The sequence below is a fragment of the Aerococcus sp. Group 2 genome (assembly GCF_905125285.1).
GTDB lineage: Bacteria > Bacillota > Bacilli > Lactobacillales > Aerococcaceae > Aerococcus > Aerococcus urinae_E.
On sequence record NZ_CAJHPA010000006.1, the window covers coordinates 74,164 to 89,828 of the forward strand.

The 15,665-nt window shown below is 43.3% G+C and carries 16 protein-coding genes; all 16 read right to left on the minus strand.

The features are described from left to right. Position 1: 1 nt before the first annotated feature. Positions 2 to 652: a 30S ribosomal protein S3 gene (gene rpsC, locus JFU01_RS08090; RefSeq protein WP_013668835.1), complete on the minus strand. Its 651-nt coding sequence runs from the start codon at positions 650 to 652 to the stop codon at positions 2 to 4. 3 nt (positions 653 to 655) lie between these two features. Then, positions 656 to 1,012 carry a 50S ribosomal protein L22 gene (gene rplV / locus JFU01_RS08095; RefSeq protein ID WP_013669907.1) on the minus strand — a complete coding sequence of 119 codons (357 nt, stop codon included), beginning with the start codon at positions 1,010 to 1,012 and terminating at the stop codon, positions 656 to 658. Positions 1,013 to 1,034: 22 nt separating this feature from the next. Continuing rightward, a complete protein-coding gene (gene rpsS, locus JFU01_RS08100) occupies positions 1,035 to 1,313 on the minus strand; it encodes a 30S ribosomal protein S19 (protein WP_013668682.1) in 279 nt (92 codons plus the stop codon). Between the two features lie 34 nt (positions 1,314 to 1,347). Then, entirely contained in the window at positions 1,348 to 2,184 is an 837-nt protein-coding gene (rplB, locus tag JFU01_RS08105; RefSeq protein ID WP_195854509.1) for a 50S ribosomal protein L2, read from the minus strand. An 11-nt stretch (positions 2,185 to 2,195) separates the two neighbouring features. Continuing rightward, a complete protein-coding gene (gene rplW, locus JFU01_RS08110; protein ID WP_195854508.1) occupies positions 2,196 to 2,498 on the minus strand; it encodes a 50S ribosomal protein L23 in 303 nt (100 codons plus the stop codon). Further along, complete coding sequence (gene rplD / locus JFU01_RS08115; RefSeq protein ID WP_195856532.1) at positions 2,498 to 3,121, minus strand: 50S ribosomal protein L4; 624 nt, start codon at positions 3,119 to 3,121, stop codon at positions 2,498 to 2,500. Before rplD ends, rplW begins: the two co-directional genes overlap by 1 nt. A gap of 22 nt (positions 3,122 to 3,143) precedes the next feature. Further along, on the minus strand, positions 3,144 to 3,779 hold the full coding sequence (rplC, locus tag JFU01_RS08120; protein ID WP_195856533.1) for a 50S ribosomal protein L3: 636 nt from the start codon (positions 3,777 to 3,779) through the stop codon (positions 3,144 to 3,146). Positions 3,780 to 3,823: 44 nt separating this feature from the next. Then, entirely contained in the window at positions 3,824 to 4,132 is a 309-nt protein-coding gene (rpsJ, locus tag JFU01_RS08125; RefSeq protein ID WP_013668846.1) for a 30S ribosomal protein S10, read from the minus strand. Positions 4,133 to 4,562: 430 nt separating this feature from the next. Beyond that, positions 4,563 to 5,978, minus strand: coding sequence for a L,D-transpeptidase family protein (locus JFU01_RS08130; RefSeq protein ID WP_195856534.1), 1,416 nt, complete (start codon positions 5,976 to 5,978; stop codon positions 4,563 to 4,565). Between the two features lie 178 nt (positions 5,979 to 6,156). After that, positions 6,157 to 7,341 (minus strand): elongation factor Tu, encoded by a 1,185-nt coding sequence (tuf, locus tag JFU01_RS08135; RefSeq protein ID WP_060778677.1) that lies wholly within the window; start codon positions 7,339 to 7,341, stop codon positions 6,157 to 6,159. Positions 7,342 to 7,477: 136 nt separating this feature from the next. Continuing rightward, on the minus strand, positions 7,478 to 9,571 hold the full coding sequence (gene fusA, locus JFU01_RS08140; RefSeq protein WP_060778678.1) for an elongation factor G: 2,094 nt from the start codon (positions 9,569 to 9,571) through the stop codon (positions 7,478 to 7,480). Positions 9,572 to 9,673: 102 nt separating this feature from the next. Next, positions 9,674 to 10,144 carry a 30S ribosomal protein S7 gene (gene rpsG, locus JFU01_RS08145; RefSeq protein WP_013668505.1) on the minus strand — a complete coding sequence of 157 codons (471 nt, stop codon included), beginning with the start codon at positions 10,142 to 10,144 and terminating at the stop codon, positions 9,674 to 9,676. 26 nt (positions 10,145 to 10,170) lie between these two features. After that, positions 10,171 to 10,584, minus strand: a complete 414-nt coding sequence (gene rpsL / locus JFU01_RS08150; RefSeq protein ID WP_013669654.1) for a 30S ribosomal protein S12 — start codon at positions 10,582 to 10,584, stop codon at positions 10,171 to 10,173. A 340-nt stretch (positions 10,585 to 10,924) separates the two neighbouring features. Next, positions 10,925 to 12,616, minus strand: a complete 1,692-nt coding sequence (locus tag JFU01_RS08155; protein ID WP_195856535.1) for a hypothetical protein — start codon at positions 12,614 to 12,616, stop codon at positions 10,925 to 10,927. 319 nt (positions 12,617 to 12,935) lie between these two features. Continuing rightward, complete coding sequence (gene lysS / locus JFU01_RS08160) at positions 12,936 to 14,438, minus strand: lysine--tRNA ligase (protein WP_195854505.1); 1,503 nt, start codon at positions 14,436 to 14,438, stop codon at positions 12,936 to 12,938. 89 nt (positions 14,439 to 14,527) lie between these two features. Next, a complete protein-coding gene (dusB, locus tag JFU01_RS08165) occupies positions 14,528 to 15,577 on the minus strand; it encodes a tRNA dihydrouridine synthase DusB (protein ID WP_195856536.1) in 1,050 nt (349 codons plus the stop codon). Between the last annotated feature and the right edge of the window lie 88 nt (positions 15,578 to 15,665).

Here is a 15,665-nt window from a genome sequence, read left to right on the forward strand (position 1 = left end):
ATTATTCCTCCTCTTGATTATTAGTTGTTGGAAGAACTTCTCCACGGCAAATCCAAACTTTAACACCAATTTTACCATAGGTGGTGTCTGCTTCTACCCAGGCATAATCAATGTCAGCACGTAGGGTATGTAGTGGAACAGTTCCTTCGTCTAATGCTTCGGTACGAGCCATATCAGCACCGTTTAAACGGCCAGATACTTGGACTTTGATACCTTGAGCGCCTGCTTTCATGGTGCGTTGAATGGCTTGTTTCATTGCACGACGGAAAGCGATACGGTTTTCTAATTGTTGAGCGATGTTTTCGCCGACTAATTCTGCACTTAAGTCAGGTTGTTTAACTTCGATAACGTTGATGTGTACGCGTTTACCGGTTAATTGGTTAAGGTCTTTACGGAGTTTTTCGACTTCACTACCGCCTTTACCGATAACCATACCTGGTTTAGCAGTATGCACATTGATGTTTACCTTGTTAGCTGCACGTTCAATTTCAACTTGTGAGATTGAAGCATCTTTTAGCGCGTCTTCAATATAATCACGGACAGCTAAGTCTTCATGTAACGTGTTGGCATAATCTTTTTCTTCAAACCAGCGTGCATCCCAGTCTTTAATGACCCCGATACGTAAACCGGTTGGATTAATTTTTTGACCCACTAATTACTCCTCCTCTGCTTCTTTTACCACAACGGTAATGTGGCTGGTGCGTTTATTGATACGTGAAGCTGCGCCTTTAGCACGTGGACGGAACCGTTTCATGGTTGGTCCTTCGTTCACATAGGCTTCACTGACATATAATTTAGTTACATCTAAGTCTGAATTGTGTTCTGCGTTAGCAACAGCTGACATTAACACCTTTTCAATCACAGGACTAGCTGCACGAGGGGTGTTTTTTAGAATAGCGATTGCTTCGCCAACGCTCTTGTTGCGAATTAAGTCAATTACTAAGCGCGCTTTACGGGCTGGAATTCTAACTGTTTTCGCAGTAGCTTTTGCAGATAAAACTTGTTCTGCCATTATTTATTTTCCTCCTCTCGCATTAACGACGTGTCTTCTTGTCGTCTGCAGCATGACCATGGTAAGTACGGGTAGGAACAAATTCACCTAATTTGTGTCCAACCATGTCTTCTTGAATATAAACTGGAACATGTTTACGTCCATCGTGAACAGCAATCGTTAAACCAATGAAGTTAGGAAAGATTGTTGAACGACGGGACCATGTTTTGATTACTTGTTTTTTATCGTTGTCTTGTTGTTCTTGAACCTTTTTCATTAAGTGTTCGTCACAAAAAGGTCCTTTTTTAATACTACGGCTCATTTACTCTGGCTCCTTTCGTCAAGATCTAGTTAGTTTAACGTTTCTTGCTACGGTGACGTACAATTAATTTATTGCTACGTGCGTTCTTATCACGAGTCTTAATACCACGAGCTGGTTTCCCCCATGGGGTCATTTGAACCTTACGTCCGATTGGTGCACGACCTTCACCACCACCGTGTGGGTGATCGTTAGGGTTCATTACGGAACCACGAACAGTTGGGCGTTTACCTAACCAGCGACTACGTCCAGCTTTACCGCTGTTAATCAATTCGTGTTGTTCATTACCAACAGAACCAACTGTAGCCCGGCATGTCCCTAAGATAAACCGTACTTCACCAGAGTTTAATTTTACAAGGACATATTTGTCTTCTTTACCTAAAACTTGAGCACTGGTACCAGCGGCACGAACTAATTGGCCACCCTTACCAGGTTTGGTTTCGATGTTGTGGATCACAGTACCAACTGGGATATTCTTAAGTGGTAAAGCGTTACCTACTTTGATATCAGCGTCAGCGCCAGATTGGATCCGGGTACCTACTTGTAAGCCTTTAGGTGCGATGATGTAGGTTTTAACCCCGTCAGTATAATGGATTAATGCGATGTTAGCGGAACGGTTTGGATCGTATTCGATAGCCTTAACCACGCCTTCAACGTTGTCTTTATTACGTTTGAAGTCGATTAAACGGTAAGCTTGTTTGTGTCCACCACCATGGTGACGAACAGTGATACGACCTTGGTTGTTACGTCCAGCTCTTCTGGATTGTTTAGCTAATAAGCTTTTTTCAGGTGTTTTCTTGGTGATTTCGGAAAAATCGGAACCTGTCATATTACGACGTCCGTTAGTTGTCGCTTTATAAACTTTAATCGCCACGTTAATTCCTCCTATTCTTCAGAATCTTCATCAACAGTTGGGAAGATTTCAATTGATTGACCTTCGGCAACTTCGACAATGGCTTTGCGACGTTTGCGGGTATAACCTGCATAACGTCCCATACGTTTTAACTTGCCACGTACATTAAGGATGTTTACTTTAACAACTTTTACTTGGAAAAGTTCTTCAACAGCTTGTCTCACTTGAGTTTTGTTAGCGTCAGTAGCTACTTCAAAAGTGTACTTGTTGTCATCCATAGCTTCCATTGAAGCTTCAGTAATGATTGGGCGTAGAATAATATCTTGAGCACTCATTATGCAAGTACCTCCTCTACGTTAGAAAGAGCTGATTGAGTCATAAGCACTTTCGCATGGTTTTCTAAGTCGTAAACGTTCACGTTATCTTCATCAACTACGGTAACGTTGTTTAAGTTACGTGCTGATAAGTGAGCGTTAGTGTTGTCTTTGTCAACAACTACTAAAACTTTTTCATTAACGTTTAAGTTTTCGAGAATGTTTTTGAATTCTTTGGTCTTTGGTGCATCTAAGCTAAGTGCGTCAACAACCACTAAGTTGTCTTGGCTCACCTTACGTGATAATGCAGAACGTAAAGCTAAGCGACGTACCTTACGAGGTAACTTGTAGCTGTATGAACGTGGGGTAGGACCAAATGCGCGTCCACCACCAACCCATTGAGGAGCTCGGATAGAACCTTGACGAGCACGACCGGTTCCTTTTTGACGCCATGGTTTACGTCCACCACCACTAACAGCGGAACGGTTTTTCACTGCGTGGGTTCCTTGGCGACGGGAAGCGCGTTGCATCAAAATAACATCAAAGATTGCGGTTTCGTTTGGTTCGATAGCGAAGATGTCGTCTTTTACTTCGATTTCGCCGTTTTGTGAACCATCTTGTTTATATAAGTTGATTTTAGCCATTATTTACTTCCTCCTTCCTCAATTATTCAGCTGTTTTAGCAGCTGTCTTGATTTCAACGAGTGATTTCTTGGCGCCTGGAACATTACCTTTTACTAAGATAACATTCTTGTCTGCCATCACTTTAACGATTTCTAAGTTTTGAATGGTTACAGTGTTGCCACCCATTTGTCCTGGTAAGTTTTTACCCTTGAAGACTTTGGAAGCATCTGAAGCCATACCCATTGATCCAGCAGCACGGTGGTAGTGAGAACCGTGAGACATAGGACCACGTTGTTGACCATGACGTTTGATCGCGCCTTGGAAACCTTTACCTTTAGAGGTTCCAGTTACATCAACGATGTCGCCTTCTTGGAAAATATCCACCTTTACTTCGCTACCTACTTCGTATTCTCCTAGCTCAACATCTTTGAATTCGCGAATGAAGCGCTTAGGAGTAGTTTCTGCTTTTGCTACATGACCTTGTTCAGGTTTATTGGCAAGAACTTCACGTTTGTCGTCGAAACCTAATTGAACAGCTTCGTAACCATCGTTTTCCAAAGTTTTCACTTGTAAAACAACATTAGCTTGAGCTTCGATAACAGTAACTGGTACTAATTCGCCAGATTCAGTGAAGAACTGAGTCATACCTACTTTTTTACCTAAGATTCCTTTAGTCATGATTACACCTCCATAAAATTATTTTTTAAAATTGGTTAACTAAATTAAAGTTTGATTTCGATGTCCACACCACTTGGTAAGTCGAGTTTCATTAAAGCGTCGACTGTCTTAGGTGTTGGGTTAACAATATCCACTAGGCGTTTGTGTGTACGCATTTCGAATTGTTCCCGTGAGTCTTTGTACTTGTGAGTTGCACGGATCACGGTGAAGATTGAGCGTTCAGTTGGTAGTGGGATTGGCCCTGCTACTTGTGCTCCTGTACGTTTAGCGGTATCTACAATTTTTTGTGCGGATTGATCTAACGCACGATGTTCATAAGCCTTTAAGCGGATACGAATTTTTTGTTTTGCCATTATATTTCCTCCTCGTCATAATTCTACGATTGACTAGCTCCATATGAAAGACCGGCTCCACCCTCTTGGCAAAGCTCCCGGGTGTGTCGCAACCTCATACTTCAAAGCTTGGGCTGTTTTGACTCCAGGGCATAGTAACCCCTGGAATTTACAGCACTCTTACAATTATACAGACATGTCGATGTGATATCAAGGGTTTTCGCTTACTTTTTTAAAAAAATCGCCAAAAACTTTCATAAGCCCTTTCTTGTTTCCAAACCTTCCCCTAATAGCTATAAGCATGAGCTAAATTGTCCAAGTGACGCTGTATTTGTTCGACGGCTTCCACTTAGATAGACAAAAAGAAACCGAGACTTTCTATCTGCTAAGACTCGGTTTCTCTTCTATTATATATATGTTCATTTTCGGTGCTATTAAATGCCCTGCTTCTTTAATGAAGAGATTCTTCATTAAAGATAACTACTGGCATGCCCACATAGGATTTAGCAAAGATGGTTGGCATGACATTAATTGAGGTATTGACACAACCGTAGGACCCTGCCATGTTGCGGTAGAGTTGCCCCCCAAAGGCTGGTTGCCACTTAGCGTCATGGATACCTTCCGCATGGTAGTCAAAGGCCATCCAATAATCCACTGGTTGCTCGTAAGGAATCCCAGTGATTGGTGAATTGGCTCTTAAGATACTTGGTGACTCCATATTCCAAATTTCATTGGCACCCGGAATCGTTGGTGACTTGTCTTGGCCAGTAATCACATCGGTTTCCAGACTCAATTGCCCATTTTCATAGAGGAATAATTTTTGGTTAGGGATATCTACTTCAATATAAGTATCCCCAAAGAAATTATCTACCTTATAGCCTTGACCGGCAATACTTGGTTCAAAACTCTTATCCTCACCGGCTAAGACCGCTTGGGCCACTTCTTCTACAGCCCGGTCACGGTCAATATACCAGCCATAAATTCCAGGGAAAATGGTCACGGTCCCTGACATGGTCGACTTAAATTCGTGTGGATTCAGTAAGCCCGACACTTTTTGGTTGAGCTCTTGTAGGTAGGCAGAAATCTTAGACCGGTCAACATCTAGAGAAGAATCCGCTTGAACAATCAGCCAACTTTGAATGGTGGCGGGATCAATCGGATAGTCTTTATCTTCGATATTAAGGGCTAGCTTCATCGAAGAAATCTTATTGAATTGCTCCATTTGCTTTTGTATTTCGGGGTCATCGGACTTCACTTGAGGCTCCAAGTAAGCATCCTCCAACTTCACCTGATCTTGCCCTTGGTCGATGGCTGATTGAATCAATTGGCCTAATTTTTCCTTTGAAACTTGGTTCCCATTGCTTTCTTTTTTGATGCTTAATTGGTTATTGGCCTGGTCCACTACCACTTGGGCATTAGTGGGGGCTTGGCGCTCAGCATTATTAATGGCTAAGTCATTAACCAAACCCTTAAGGGCAGCTTCATTATTCTTACTTTCTTCAACTGCTAGGACGCCTTGGTCTTGGTTAAACCAAGCTAAAGGCCAAGCCCAAGCATTTTGTTGGGCTAAGACCTGTTCTAAGGAAGAATTGATATTAAATTGAATCCCAACATCTTGGGGTTTGACTTCCTTAATGACTTGATCTTTTTCCGTGACCTTAACCCCTAAGTTGGATAACTTATCCTTGAGGCGACTTTCTGCCTCTTCCGGGCTTTGGTGGCTAATATCTGTTGCAGCCATCACCGTTTCTGGCAAGAAGTGTCCTTGATAATAGTAGCTCCCTCCTAAATAGACCAGTGCTAAGACACTGATCACCGTTACCAGAGCAATTAAAAAGCCCTTTTTTCCATTATGCTTACTAGCCATATCTTTTCCTCCCCGACAAGTTGCTTTCGTTTTTTTCCTAACAATTTGTCTAAATTTAGTAAATAACTATTAATAAAATACCGACAATTACCTGTTTTGTAAACCATTTAGTTCTAAAATTATTTTTAAAATAAAAAAAGAGCTCGGATGAGCTCTTTTTCTTGGCATGTTCTAAAAATTAAAGAATTTCAGAAACAACACCGGCACCAACAGTGTGGCCACCTTCACGGATTGAGAAGTTAGTACCTTCTTCAATAGCGATTGGGTGAATTAATTTAACTTCCATAGTAACGTTGTCACCAGGCATTACCATTGGTGTGTCTTCTGGTAAGATAACTTCACCGGTAATGTCAGTTGTACGGAAGTAGAATTGTGGACGGTAGTTGTTCATGAATGGGGTGTGACGTCCACCTTCTTCTTTAGTTAAAACATAAACTTCAGCTTTGAATTCGGTATGTGGAGTAATGGTACCTGGTTCAGCTAAAACTTGACCACGTTCGATGTTTTCACGGGTAATACCACGTAATAAGGCACCAACGTTGTCACCTGCTTCAGCGTAGTCAAGTGTTTTACGGAACATTTCAAGACCGGTAACAGTTGTTTTTTCAGGTTTGTCAGCTAAACCAACGATTTCAACTTCTTTACCAACTTCGATCTTACCACGTTCAACACGACCAGTAGCAACGGTACCACGACCGGTAATTGAGAATACGTCTTCAACTGGCATCATGAATGGTTTGTCAGTGTCACGTTCTGGAGTTGGGATGTATTCGTCAACAGCTTCCATTAAGTCTAAGATCGCTTGTTCAGCATCTGCGTCGCCTTCAAGAGCTTTTAATGCAGAACCTTTAATTACAGGAACGTCATCTCCTGGGAAACCATATTCACTTAATAAGTCACGAACTTCAAGTTCAACTAATTCAAGTAATTCTTCGTCGTCAACCATATCACATTTGTTTAAGAATACAACGAAGTAAGGAACCCCAACTTGACGAGCAAGTAAGATATGTTCACGAGTTTGAGCCATAGGACCGTCAGTTGCGGCAACAACTAAGATCGCACCGTCCATTTGAGCAGCACCGGTGATCATGTTCTTAACGTAGTCCGCGTGGCCTGGGCAGTCAACGTGAGCGTAGTGACGGTTAGCTGTTTCGTATTCGATGTGAGAAGTGTTAATAGTAATCCCACGTTCTTGTTCTTCAGGTGCGTTATCGATCGCAGCGTAGTCTTTAGCTTCACCGAAACCATTTTTAGCTAAAACAGTAGCGATAGCTGCTGATAAAGTGGTTTTACCGTGGTCAACGTGACCTAAAGTACCGATATTTACGTGTGGTTTACTACGATCAAAATGTTCTTTTGCCATTGTATAATTTTCCTCCTAAAAGTTAACACTAAATTTCTATCTTATGTATATAGATTCAGTAGTTTAATTATATGAGATAGGCCTTGATAAAGTCAAGGACTCTACCTCATCTTTCCTTGATTTTTAAGCCTTTAGACTAATCTTCAGAACCTTTACCATATTTGGCAATGATTTCTTCACTGACAGATTTTGGAACAGGTTCATAGTGGTCAAAGGTCATGGTAAATGTCCCACGTCCTTGGGTTGCAGAACGTAAGGTTGTTGCATACCCAAACATTTCGGATAGTGGCACAAATGAGTGTAAGGTTAAAGCGTTACCGCGTGGTTCTTGTCCTTCGATACGGCCACGACGTGCGGAAACATGTCCCATAACATCGCCTAAGTAGTCTTCAGGAACAACAATATCAACCTTCATCACAGGCTCAAGGATTACTGCGCCAGCATCTTTAGCTGCATTACGTAATGCAAGAGAAGCGGCAACCTTGAAGGCTGCTTCACTGGAGTCGACATCGTGGTAAGAACCATCATAAAGTTTAGCCTTCACGTCAACTAATGGGAAGCCTGCTAGGACACCATTTTCCATAGCGTCTTTCAAACCAGCTTCAACTGAAGGGATGTATTCACGAGGAACAACCCCACCAACGATAGCGTCTTCGAATTCGAAACCGGCACCTTCTTCGTTAGGGGTAAATTCGATCCATACGTCCCCGTATTGCCCTTTACCACCAGATTGACGAACAAACTTACCTTGGGCTTGTGTTTGTTTGGTGAAGGTTTCACGGTAAGACACTTGAGGAGCACCAACAGTTGCTTCAACGTTGAATTCACGTTTCAAACGGTCAACGATAATGTCTAAGTGCAACTCACCCATACCGGCAATAATGGTTTGACCAGTTTCATGGTCGGTACTTGCACGGAAGGTTGGGTCTTCTTCAGCTAATTTACCCAAAGCAATTTGCATCTTGTCTTGGTCAGCCTTGGTGTTTGGTTCGATAGCCACTTCGATAACAGGTTCTGGGAATTCCATTCTTTCCAAAATAATTGGGTTCTTGGTATCACAGAGGGTGTCACCAGTTGTGGTGTTCTTCAAACCAACCGCAGCAGCGATGTCACCAGAGAAGACTTCTTCAACTTCTGAACGAGAGTTAGCGTGCATCAATAAGATACGACCGACACGTTCACGGGTGTCAGAAGTAGCATTCAGCACGTAAGAACCAGCTTCAAGAGTTCCTGAGTAAACGCGGAAGAAGGTTAAACGACCAACATAAGGGTCTGTCATAACCTTGAAGGCTAAAGCTGAGAATGGTGAGTCATCGTTTGCACGAACTTCAAAGGTTTCATCTGGATTGTTTGCGCGTTCTGCTTCAATTGGAGGAACGTCAGTAGGTGCAGGTAAGTAGTCAATAACTGCATCTAGCATTAATTGAACCCCTTTGTTCTTGAAGGCAGATCCACATAATACTGGGAAGAATTCCAAGTTCAAGGTTGCTTTACGGATAGCAGCTTTTAATTGGTCTTCAGTGATTTCTTCACCTTCTAGGTAAGCAATCATTAAGTCTTCGTCAGTATCTGCAACTGCTTCAACAAGGTCAGTACGCCATTTTTCAGCAAGTTCTTGATATTCTTCTGGAATATCTTCTTCATCAATCACTTGACCCATTTCGTCTTCATAAATTTCAGCTTTCATCTTAACTAAGTCAATGATTCCAGTGAAATTATCTTCAGCACCAATAGGTAATTGGATTGCGTGAGCATTTGCTCCTAAGCGGTCTTTGATGGTGTCAACAGCATATAAGAAGTCAGCACCGATCTTGTCCATCTTGTTAGCAAATACGATACGTGGAACATGGTAGGTATCAGCTTGACGCCAAACAGTTTCTGTTTGAGGTTCTACCCCGGATTGGGCGTCAAGAACGGTTACGGCACCGTCAAGAACACGTAAGGAACGTTCAACTTCAACTGTGAAGTCCACGTGCCCTGGGGTGTCGATAATGTTTACTCGATAACCCTTCCATTGTGCAGTTGTTGCTGCAGAAGTAATCGTAATCCCACGTTCTTGTTCTTGTTCCATCCAGTCCATTTGGGAAGCCCCTTCGTGGGTTTCACCAATTTTGTGGATTTTACCGGTATAGTACAAGATACGTTCAGTCGTGGTTGTCTTACCGGCATCGATGTGGGCCATAATTCCGATGTTTCTTGTTTTTTCAAGAGGGAATTCTCTTTTAGCCATCTTTGAATAACTCTCCTTTACTTTAAAATAGAATAAAAACTTGTCCTCACTTATAATACCTGCCGTACTAGGAAATTTCCACTAATAAAGCAGGAAAATTTATTACCAGCGGAAGTGAGCGAAAGCTTTGTTGGCTTCAGCCATACGGTGGGTTTCTTCACGTTTTCTAACGGCAGCACCGGTGTTGTTAGCAGCGTCCATGATTTCACGCGCTAAACGAACGTTCATGGTTCCTTCACCACGGTTACGAGCTGCTTGAACGAGCCAACGAAGAGCTAAAGTTTGACGGCGTTCTGGGCGAACTTCCATAGGTACTTGGTAGTTAGCACCCCCAACACGACGCGCTTTAACTTCTAAAACTGGAGAAATGTTTTCAAGCGCTTCTTGGTAAACTTCCATAGCGTCATTTCCAGTTTCTTCTTTAATAATATCAAAAGCATTGTATAAGATGGTTGCTGCTTTACCACGTTTACCGTCAACCATGATTTGGCTGATTAGGCGAGTAACCATTTTTGAATTGTAAATTGGGTCTGGCAATACATCACGTTTTGCAACATGTCCTTTACGAGGCATCCAATGCCCTCCTTTCTGATTTAATCTTAGTCTCTAGGTTTTTTGGTTCCGTATTTAGAACGACTTTGACGGCGGTTTTCAACACCAGCGGTATCTAAAGCGCCACGAACAATGTGGTAACGAACCCCTGGTAAGTCCTTAACACGACCACCACGAATAAGTACGACACTGTGTTCTTGAAGGTTGTGCCCAATCCCTGGAATATAAGCAGTAACTTCAACCATGTTGGATAAACGTACACGAGCGTATTTACGTAAGGCTGAGTTAGGTTTCTTAGGTGTCATCGTCCCTACACGAGTACATACTCCACGCTTCTGAGGAGAGTTGGTACGGGTAGGTTGTTTTTTCATTGAGTTATAACCTCTGTTCAAAGCAGGTGAATTTGATTTTGCCTTGCTAGATTTACGAGGTTTACGTAATAATTGGTTAATAGTAGGCATTTACTATTATTCCTCCTTCCAATTCTTCTGTTTTCATTTTAAAGCCACACATCCTGGTGTGTCATCTACTACAAAAAAGAAATAATCGACACCTAGTGAATCGATTATTGGTGATTTATGTTGTGCCATGATGTATCAGTCAGCACGACTGTATTTTGTTTACAGGAATCTGTATACAAAAAGCACCTTAAATACTCTACCACCCTTTGGATTTAATGTCAACAAATTCATTTAAAAATTCCTCTTTTAGATCACTACAGATAGAAATAAGAGAAAATAAGTAGCTAAAACAAAAAGAAAGCCGGAAATCCGGCTTTCCCTTCATTCTTGATTTAATCAACTAATCGACGACTTCCATTTTCTCTACCTGGCCGTCCTCTTTGACTTGGAGTTTAACTGCCGTATCAGGCACCAGGAAGGGAAGCTCTTCATTAAGTTGAATAGGGACTTGGTAGATACTGCCATCGATCTTCAAGTAATAGACCGAATTGCCCTCTTTGACTACGGCAGCGATTTGGTCTAATTGCCCTTCAATGGTTTTAAGTTCTTCCAATTGACTAACTTCTTCAAAATGGGCCCCACTAGCCTTGGCATACTCTTCAATCAAAGCAGGCACTGACTGAGCGATGATCACATTTTGATAGTTATTGACATCAATTAAGGCATACTGCTTAATCAACCCAGCCTGGTCCTTTAGAGACAAGATATACATGGGATTGTCCTTTAAATTGATTAAGAGTGGGAAAGTCGCTTGGTAGCCTTTTTCTTGGACAGAGCCTTCCGAGGACTTCATGGCTGATATTTCTTCCGCCGCGGTCAAGGGGTAGAAACTGGTCTCCTTGGTCCGCATATTAACCAAGACAAAGCCGATATTTGAGGCATCTTGGGCTACCGAAGTGACCCCAGTATAAAGGAAGATGTCATCGTTCATGGGCAGGTAATTATAGCCTGCTGTGGGCTTGGTCACCCCCGTCTTGGCAAATAAGGCATTCCAAAAGCCGCCCCGGTATTTCCCGTTCATCTGCAGTTGGTGGAGGATAATGTCGGAAGAATAGACCCGATCAATCCAGCCAGGCACTTGGTCTAATTGATAGTGCTGGGTCTCCCCACTTACCGCATCCAATAAGACCACTCCTGTAGGTTCAGGCTCCTTAACTATAAAATGCTTACCATAAGTGGTCGCCACATAGTAGGGATGGCCTTGGTCATCGACCTCAAAGGATGGCTGGTTAAAAATGGCAAAGGGATAGCGTAGGCGCAAGACCCGCTTAGCATTGCGGAAGAAGAGGTCATCATTGGTGTACTTCATGGTGTGTTCCAAGTCCACTAGTTTAGTGTCTCCTGAGACCATATCGACTTGGATATAGTTAGGAATCCCCTGTCTAAAATTATTCAACCACTTGAAAAACCCAGCATATTCCAAGGGGGAGACCCGATAGGGATGGCCTTGAATGTTAATCTGCGTATAGTCAGGGGCCGCTTCAAACTGAGAAACTAATTCAGACAGCTCGCCCAGGCGTCGGTTCCCTAATAAGGCCGCCGTATCGCGGTCAATCAAGGGGATCTGACTCACATCGGTTTCTGGGAAGTCTTTTTTGAAATCTTTCTTATCCAGTTCGATCATGTGGGCATAGCGGTCAGCCATGAATAAGGGACTATAAATCACCTGGATAGCCAGATAGGCAAGGAGTACCAGCCCTACTCCAGCAAAAAGAATCCGATATTTACGCTTAGGGCGGTCTTTTTGACTAAAGGCGGACCGCAAACGCTGGCCCAGATTAGCTTGCCGAGCCTTCTGGCGGTGAGTTCGTTTTAGCTCACTATCATAGATCGCTTCAGCAATAAAGAAAAGTAAGGCCCCGAGGCCAAGAAAGGCCCAAAAAGCCATGGAGGCATAGTTCAAAGGCGGTAGGTAAAAATAATAGTAGCCTAATAAGATTAATAAGGCCCCAGCATGTAAGCCCAAGCGCAATCTTTTCAGCTGACTGTTTTTCTTTTGGTCTTCTTTTTCTGAATGGGTGACGTCTTTCATAAGCTTTCCTCCTCAAGTGACTTGTCTGCAGGCGTCTCTTCATCGTTATGTATCTATAAGTATGTTTGATTTAATTATATCAATAAAAAGGCTGCTTCATCTTCCTTCTAGTGAAAATCAAGCAGCCTAAGACTTATGGTAGATCAGCTGGTGCAAAAGACTCAGCATCTATTTAAAATAAGAACTCTCTAATCAAAATGTGCTCCAGTCACAAGACGAACGTCCGCTTCAAAAACTGGTAACGCTCAGCTTCACTGAGCTTATCCCAGTTTTCTCCAGCGATTTCGTCCTTTGGTGTGACTGTCGCACTCTCTTGCTTTTATTTATTTCGCATGGTTGGGAAGAGTAGGATGTCGCGGATGGAGTCGGAGTTGGTAAAGATCATTACCAAACGGTCAATCCCAATTCCTAATCCGCCCGTTGGTGGCATCCCGGTTTCTAGGGCTTCCACGAAGTCCTCATCCATATGTTGGGCTTCATCGTCACCAAGTTCTCTTTCCTTGACTTGGGCTTCGAAGCGTTGCCGTTGATCGATAGGGTCAGTCAATTCAGTAAAGGCGTTCCCTGCTTCCGCTCCGGCAATAAAGGCCTCAAAGCGGTCGGTGAAGCGGCTATCTTCTTCATTAGCCCGTGCCAATGGTGAGATTGACTTCGGATGACCATACACAAAGGTTGGTTGAATGAGGGTTTCTTCCACAAAAGTTTCAAAGAATTCGTTAACCACCTTACCAAAGTCATCCGTATCTTTGACTTCAACATGGTGGTCTTTGGCTAGTTGACGCGCTTCTTCATCGGTCATTTCTTGCCAGAAGTCGACACCGGTAGCCTCTTTAATAGCGTCAACCATGTGGACCCGGCGCCATTGACCAGAAAAGTCTAATTGGTGGTCCCCATAAGGAATGGTGGTTGATCCCACCACTTGGCTAGCAATATGGTGGTATAATTCTTCGACTAAGTCCATCACGTCCCACATATCGCTATAAGCAGTATAGAGTTCCAACAAGGTGAACTCAGGATTGTGGGTGTGGTCAATCCCTTCATTTCTGAAGACCCGACCAATTTCATAAACTTTTTCCATTCCGCCGACGATTAAGCGTTTGAGATGGAGTTCCAAAGCAATGCGTAGGTATAAATCAATGTCTAAAGCATTATGGTGAGTAACGAAAGGACGGGCATTGGCTCCCCCAGGAATGTTATGTAAAACTGGGGTCTCCACTTCCAAGTAGCCACGTTGGTCGAGGAAACGACGGATTTCACTGATGATCTTTGACCGGGTAACAAAGCGGTCATAGCTCTCCCGGTTAGTAATCAAGTCCAAATGACGTTGACGGTAGATTTGTTCCTTGTCTTGTAAACCATGGTACTTGTCAGGAAGAGGACGCAGCGCCTTGGTTAGATGTTTTAATTCTTCTGCCTTAACCGATAATTCACCGGTATTGGTCCGCATCACATAACCTGAAACAGCGATAATATCACCGAGGTCAGCCTTCTTCCAGATATCCATATAGTCCTTGTCGCCAATTTCGTCTTTACGGACGTAAATTTGAATTTGACCAGAGCCATCTTGGATATGACCAAAACCGGCCCGACCCTTCCCTCTTTTTGTCATGAGGCGACCAGCAATATTAACAAAAACTGCCTTATCAGCCAGTTCGTCCTTGTCAAAAGCTTCATACTGGTCATGGATTTCTTGAGCGAGGGCATCGCGCTTAAAGCCTTTCGCAAATGGTTGGTAGCCATTTTCTATTAATTCATCTACTTTTTCGCGACGGACTTGCATTTGGTCATTCATCGCTTCATGCTGTTGGTTTTCCTTTGCCATTATCGACACTCCCATACTATTTTATTTCATTCTATTAAAAACAGCCCTTCAGGCATGCTTTTTGGGTCTTCCCTCTTATTCTATACTATTTAACGGTTTTTAGCAGCTTCTCTTTGTGCTAAACGTTCTTCCCGTGATAGGCGTTGGCGTTTAGGCGCTTTTTCACGCTCTTTAGTCGCCTTAGCGAAATCGTTTAACAGATCGACGACTTCTTGGTAGGAATCAGCCTGGGTGCAGGCCACCTTGACCTTAGCCGAACGAGGGATTCCTTTGAGATAATAAGCCACCATGGAACGAAACTCCCGGACCCCAACACTTTCTCCTTTTAAGTCAACCAGTCTGGTCAAGTGGTCCTTGCAGGCTTCAATCCGTTCTAGGCCCGTTTTTTCAGGTAAGAGTTCGCCGGTCTCCACGTAATGAACCATACGGTGGATTACCCAGGGGTTACCTAGGCAACCCCGTCCCACCATGACACCATCAACCCCATAATTGTCGAGGGCGTACTTGGCTTCTTCGGGAGTCCGGATGTCCCCATTGCCGTAAAAAGGCACAGAGAGCTTTTGACTGACTTGCTTGATAATATTCCAGTTAGCCTTACCGGTATACATTTGCTCCCGGGTTCTGCCGTGCATAGCAATCATCTTCGCGCCAGCTTCTTGGGCAGCCAGGGCATTTTCCACGGCCAGGATATGGTCGTCGTCCCAACCTGTCCGCATTTTCACTGTGACTGGGATGGAGACTGCATCGGCAACCGTCTTTACCCGATTATAGACTTCATTAGGATCTAAGAGCGCCTTAGATCCCGCATCGGTCTTCACCACTTTATTGACCGGGCAGCCCATGTTGATATCAATGATGGCAGCCTTGGTATTGGCTTCAATAAATTGGGCTGCTTCCGCTAAGGAGTCGGCTTGACCGCCAAAGATCTGCACGGAAAGCGGCCACTCTTCATCCTCAATATGAAGCATAGATAGGGTCTTTTTATTTCTAAAATGAATTCCTTGGTCAGAAATCATTTCACAAACAACCAGTCCCGCTCCCTGGGCCTTAACAATGGTTCGAAAGGCGGCGTTAGAGACACCAGCCATCGGAGCGACCGCAATGGGGTTAGTGATTTCAATATTGCCGATTTTGATCATAGTACTCCCTTTCTAATTATAGACACACCAAATGATTCTATCAGAAAAAACGGCAGAAGAAAAGAGCAGAGACAAAAGCCTCAGCCCT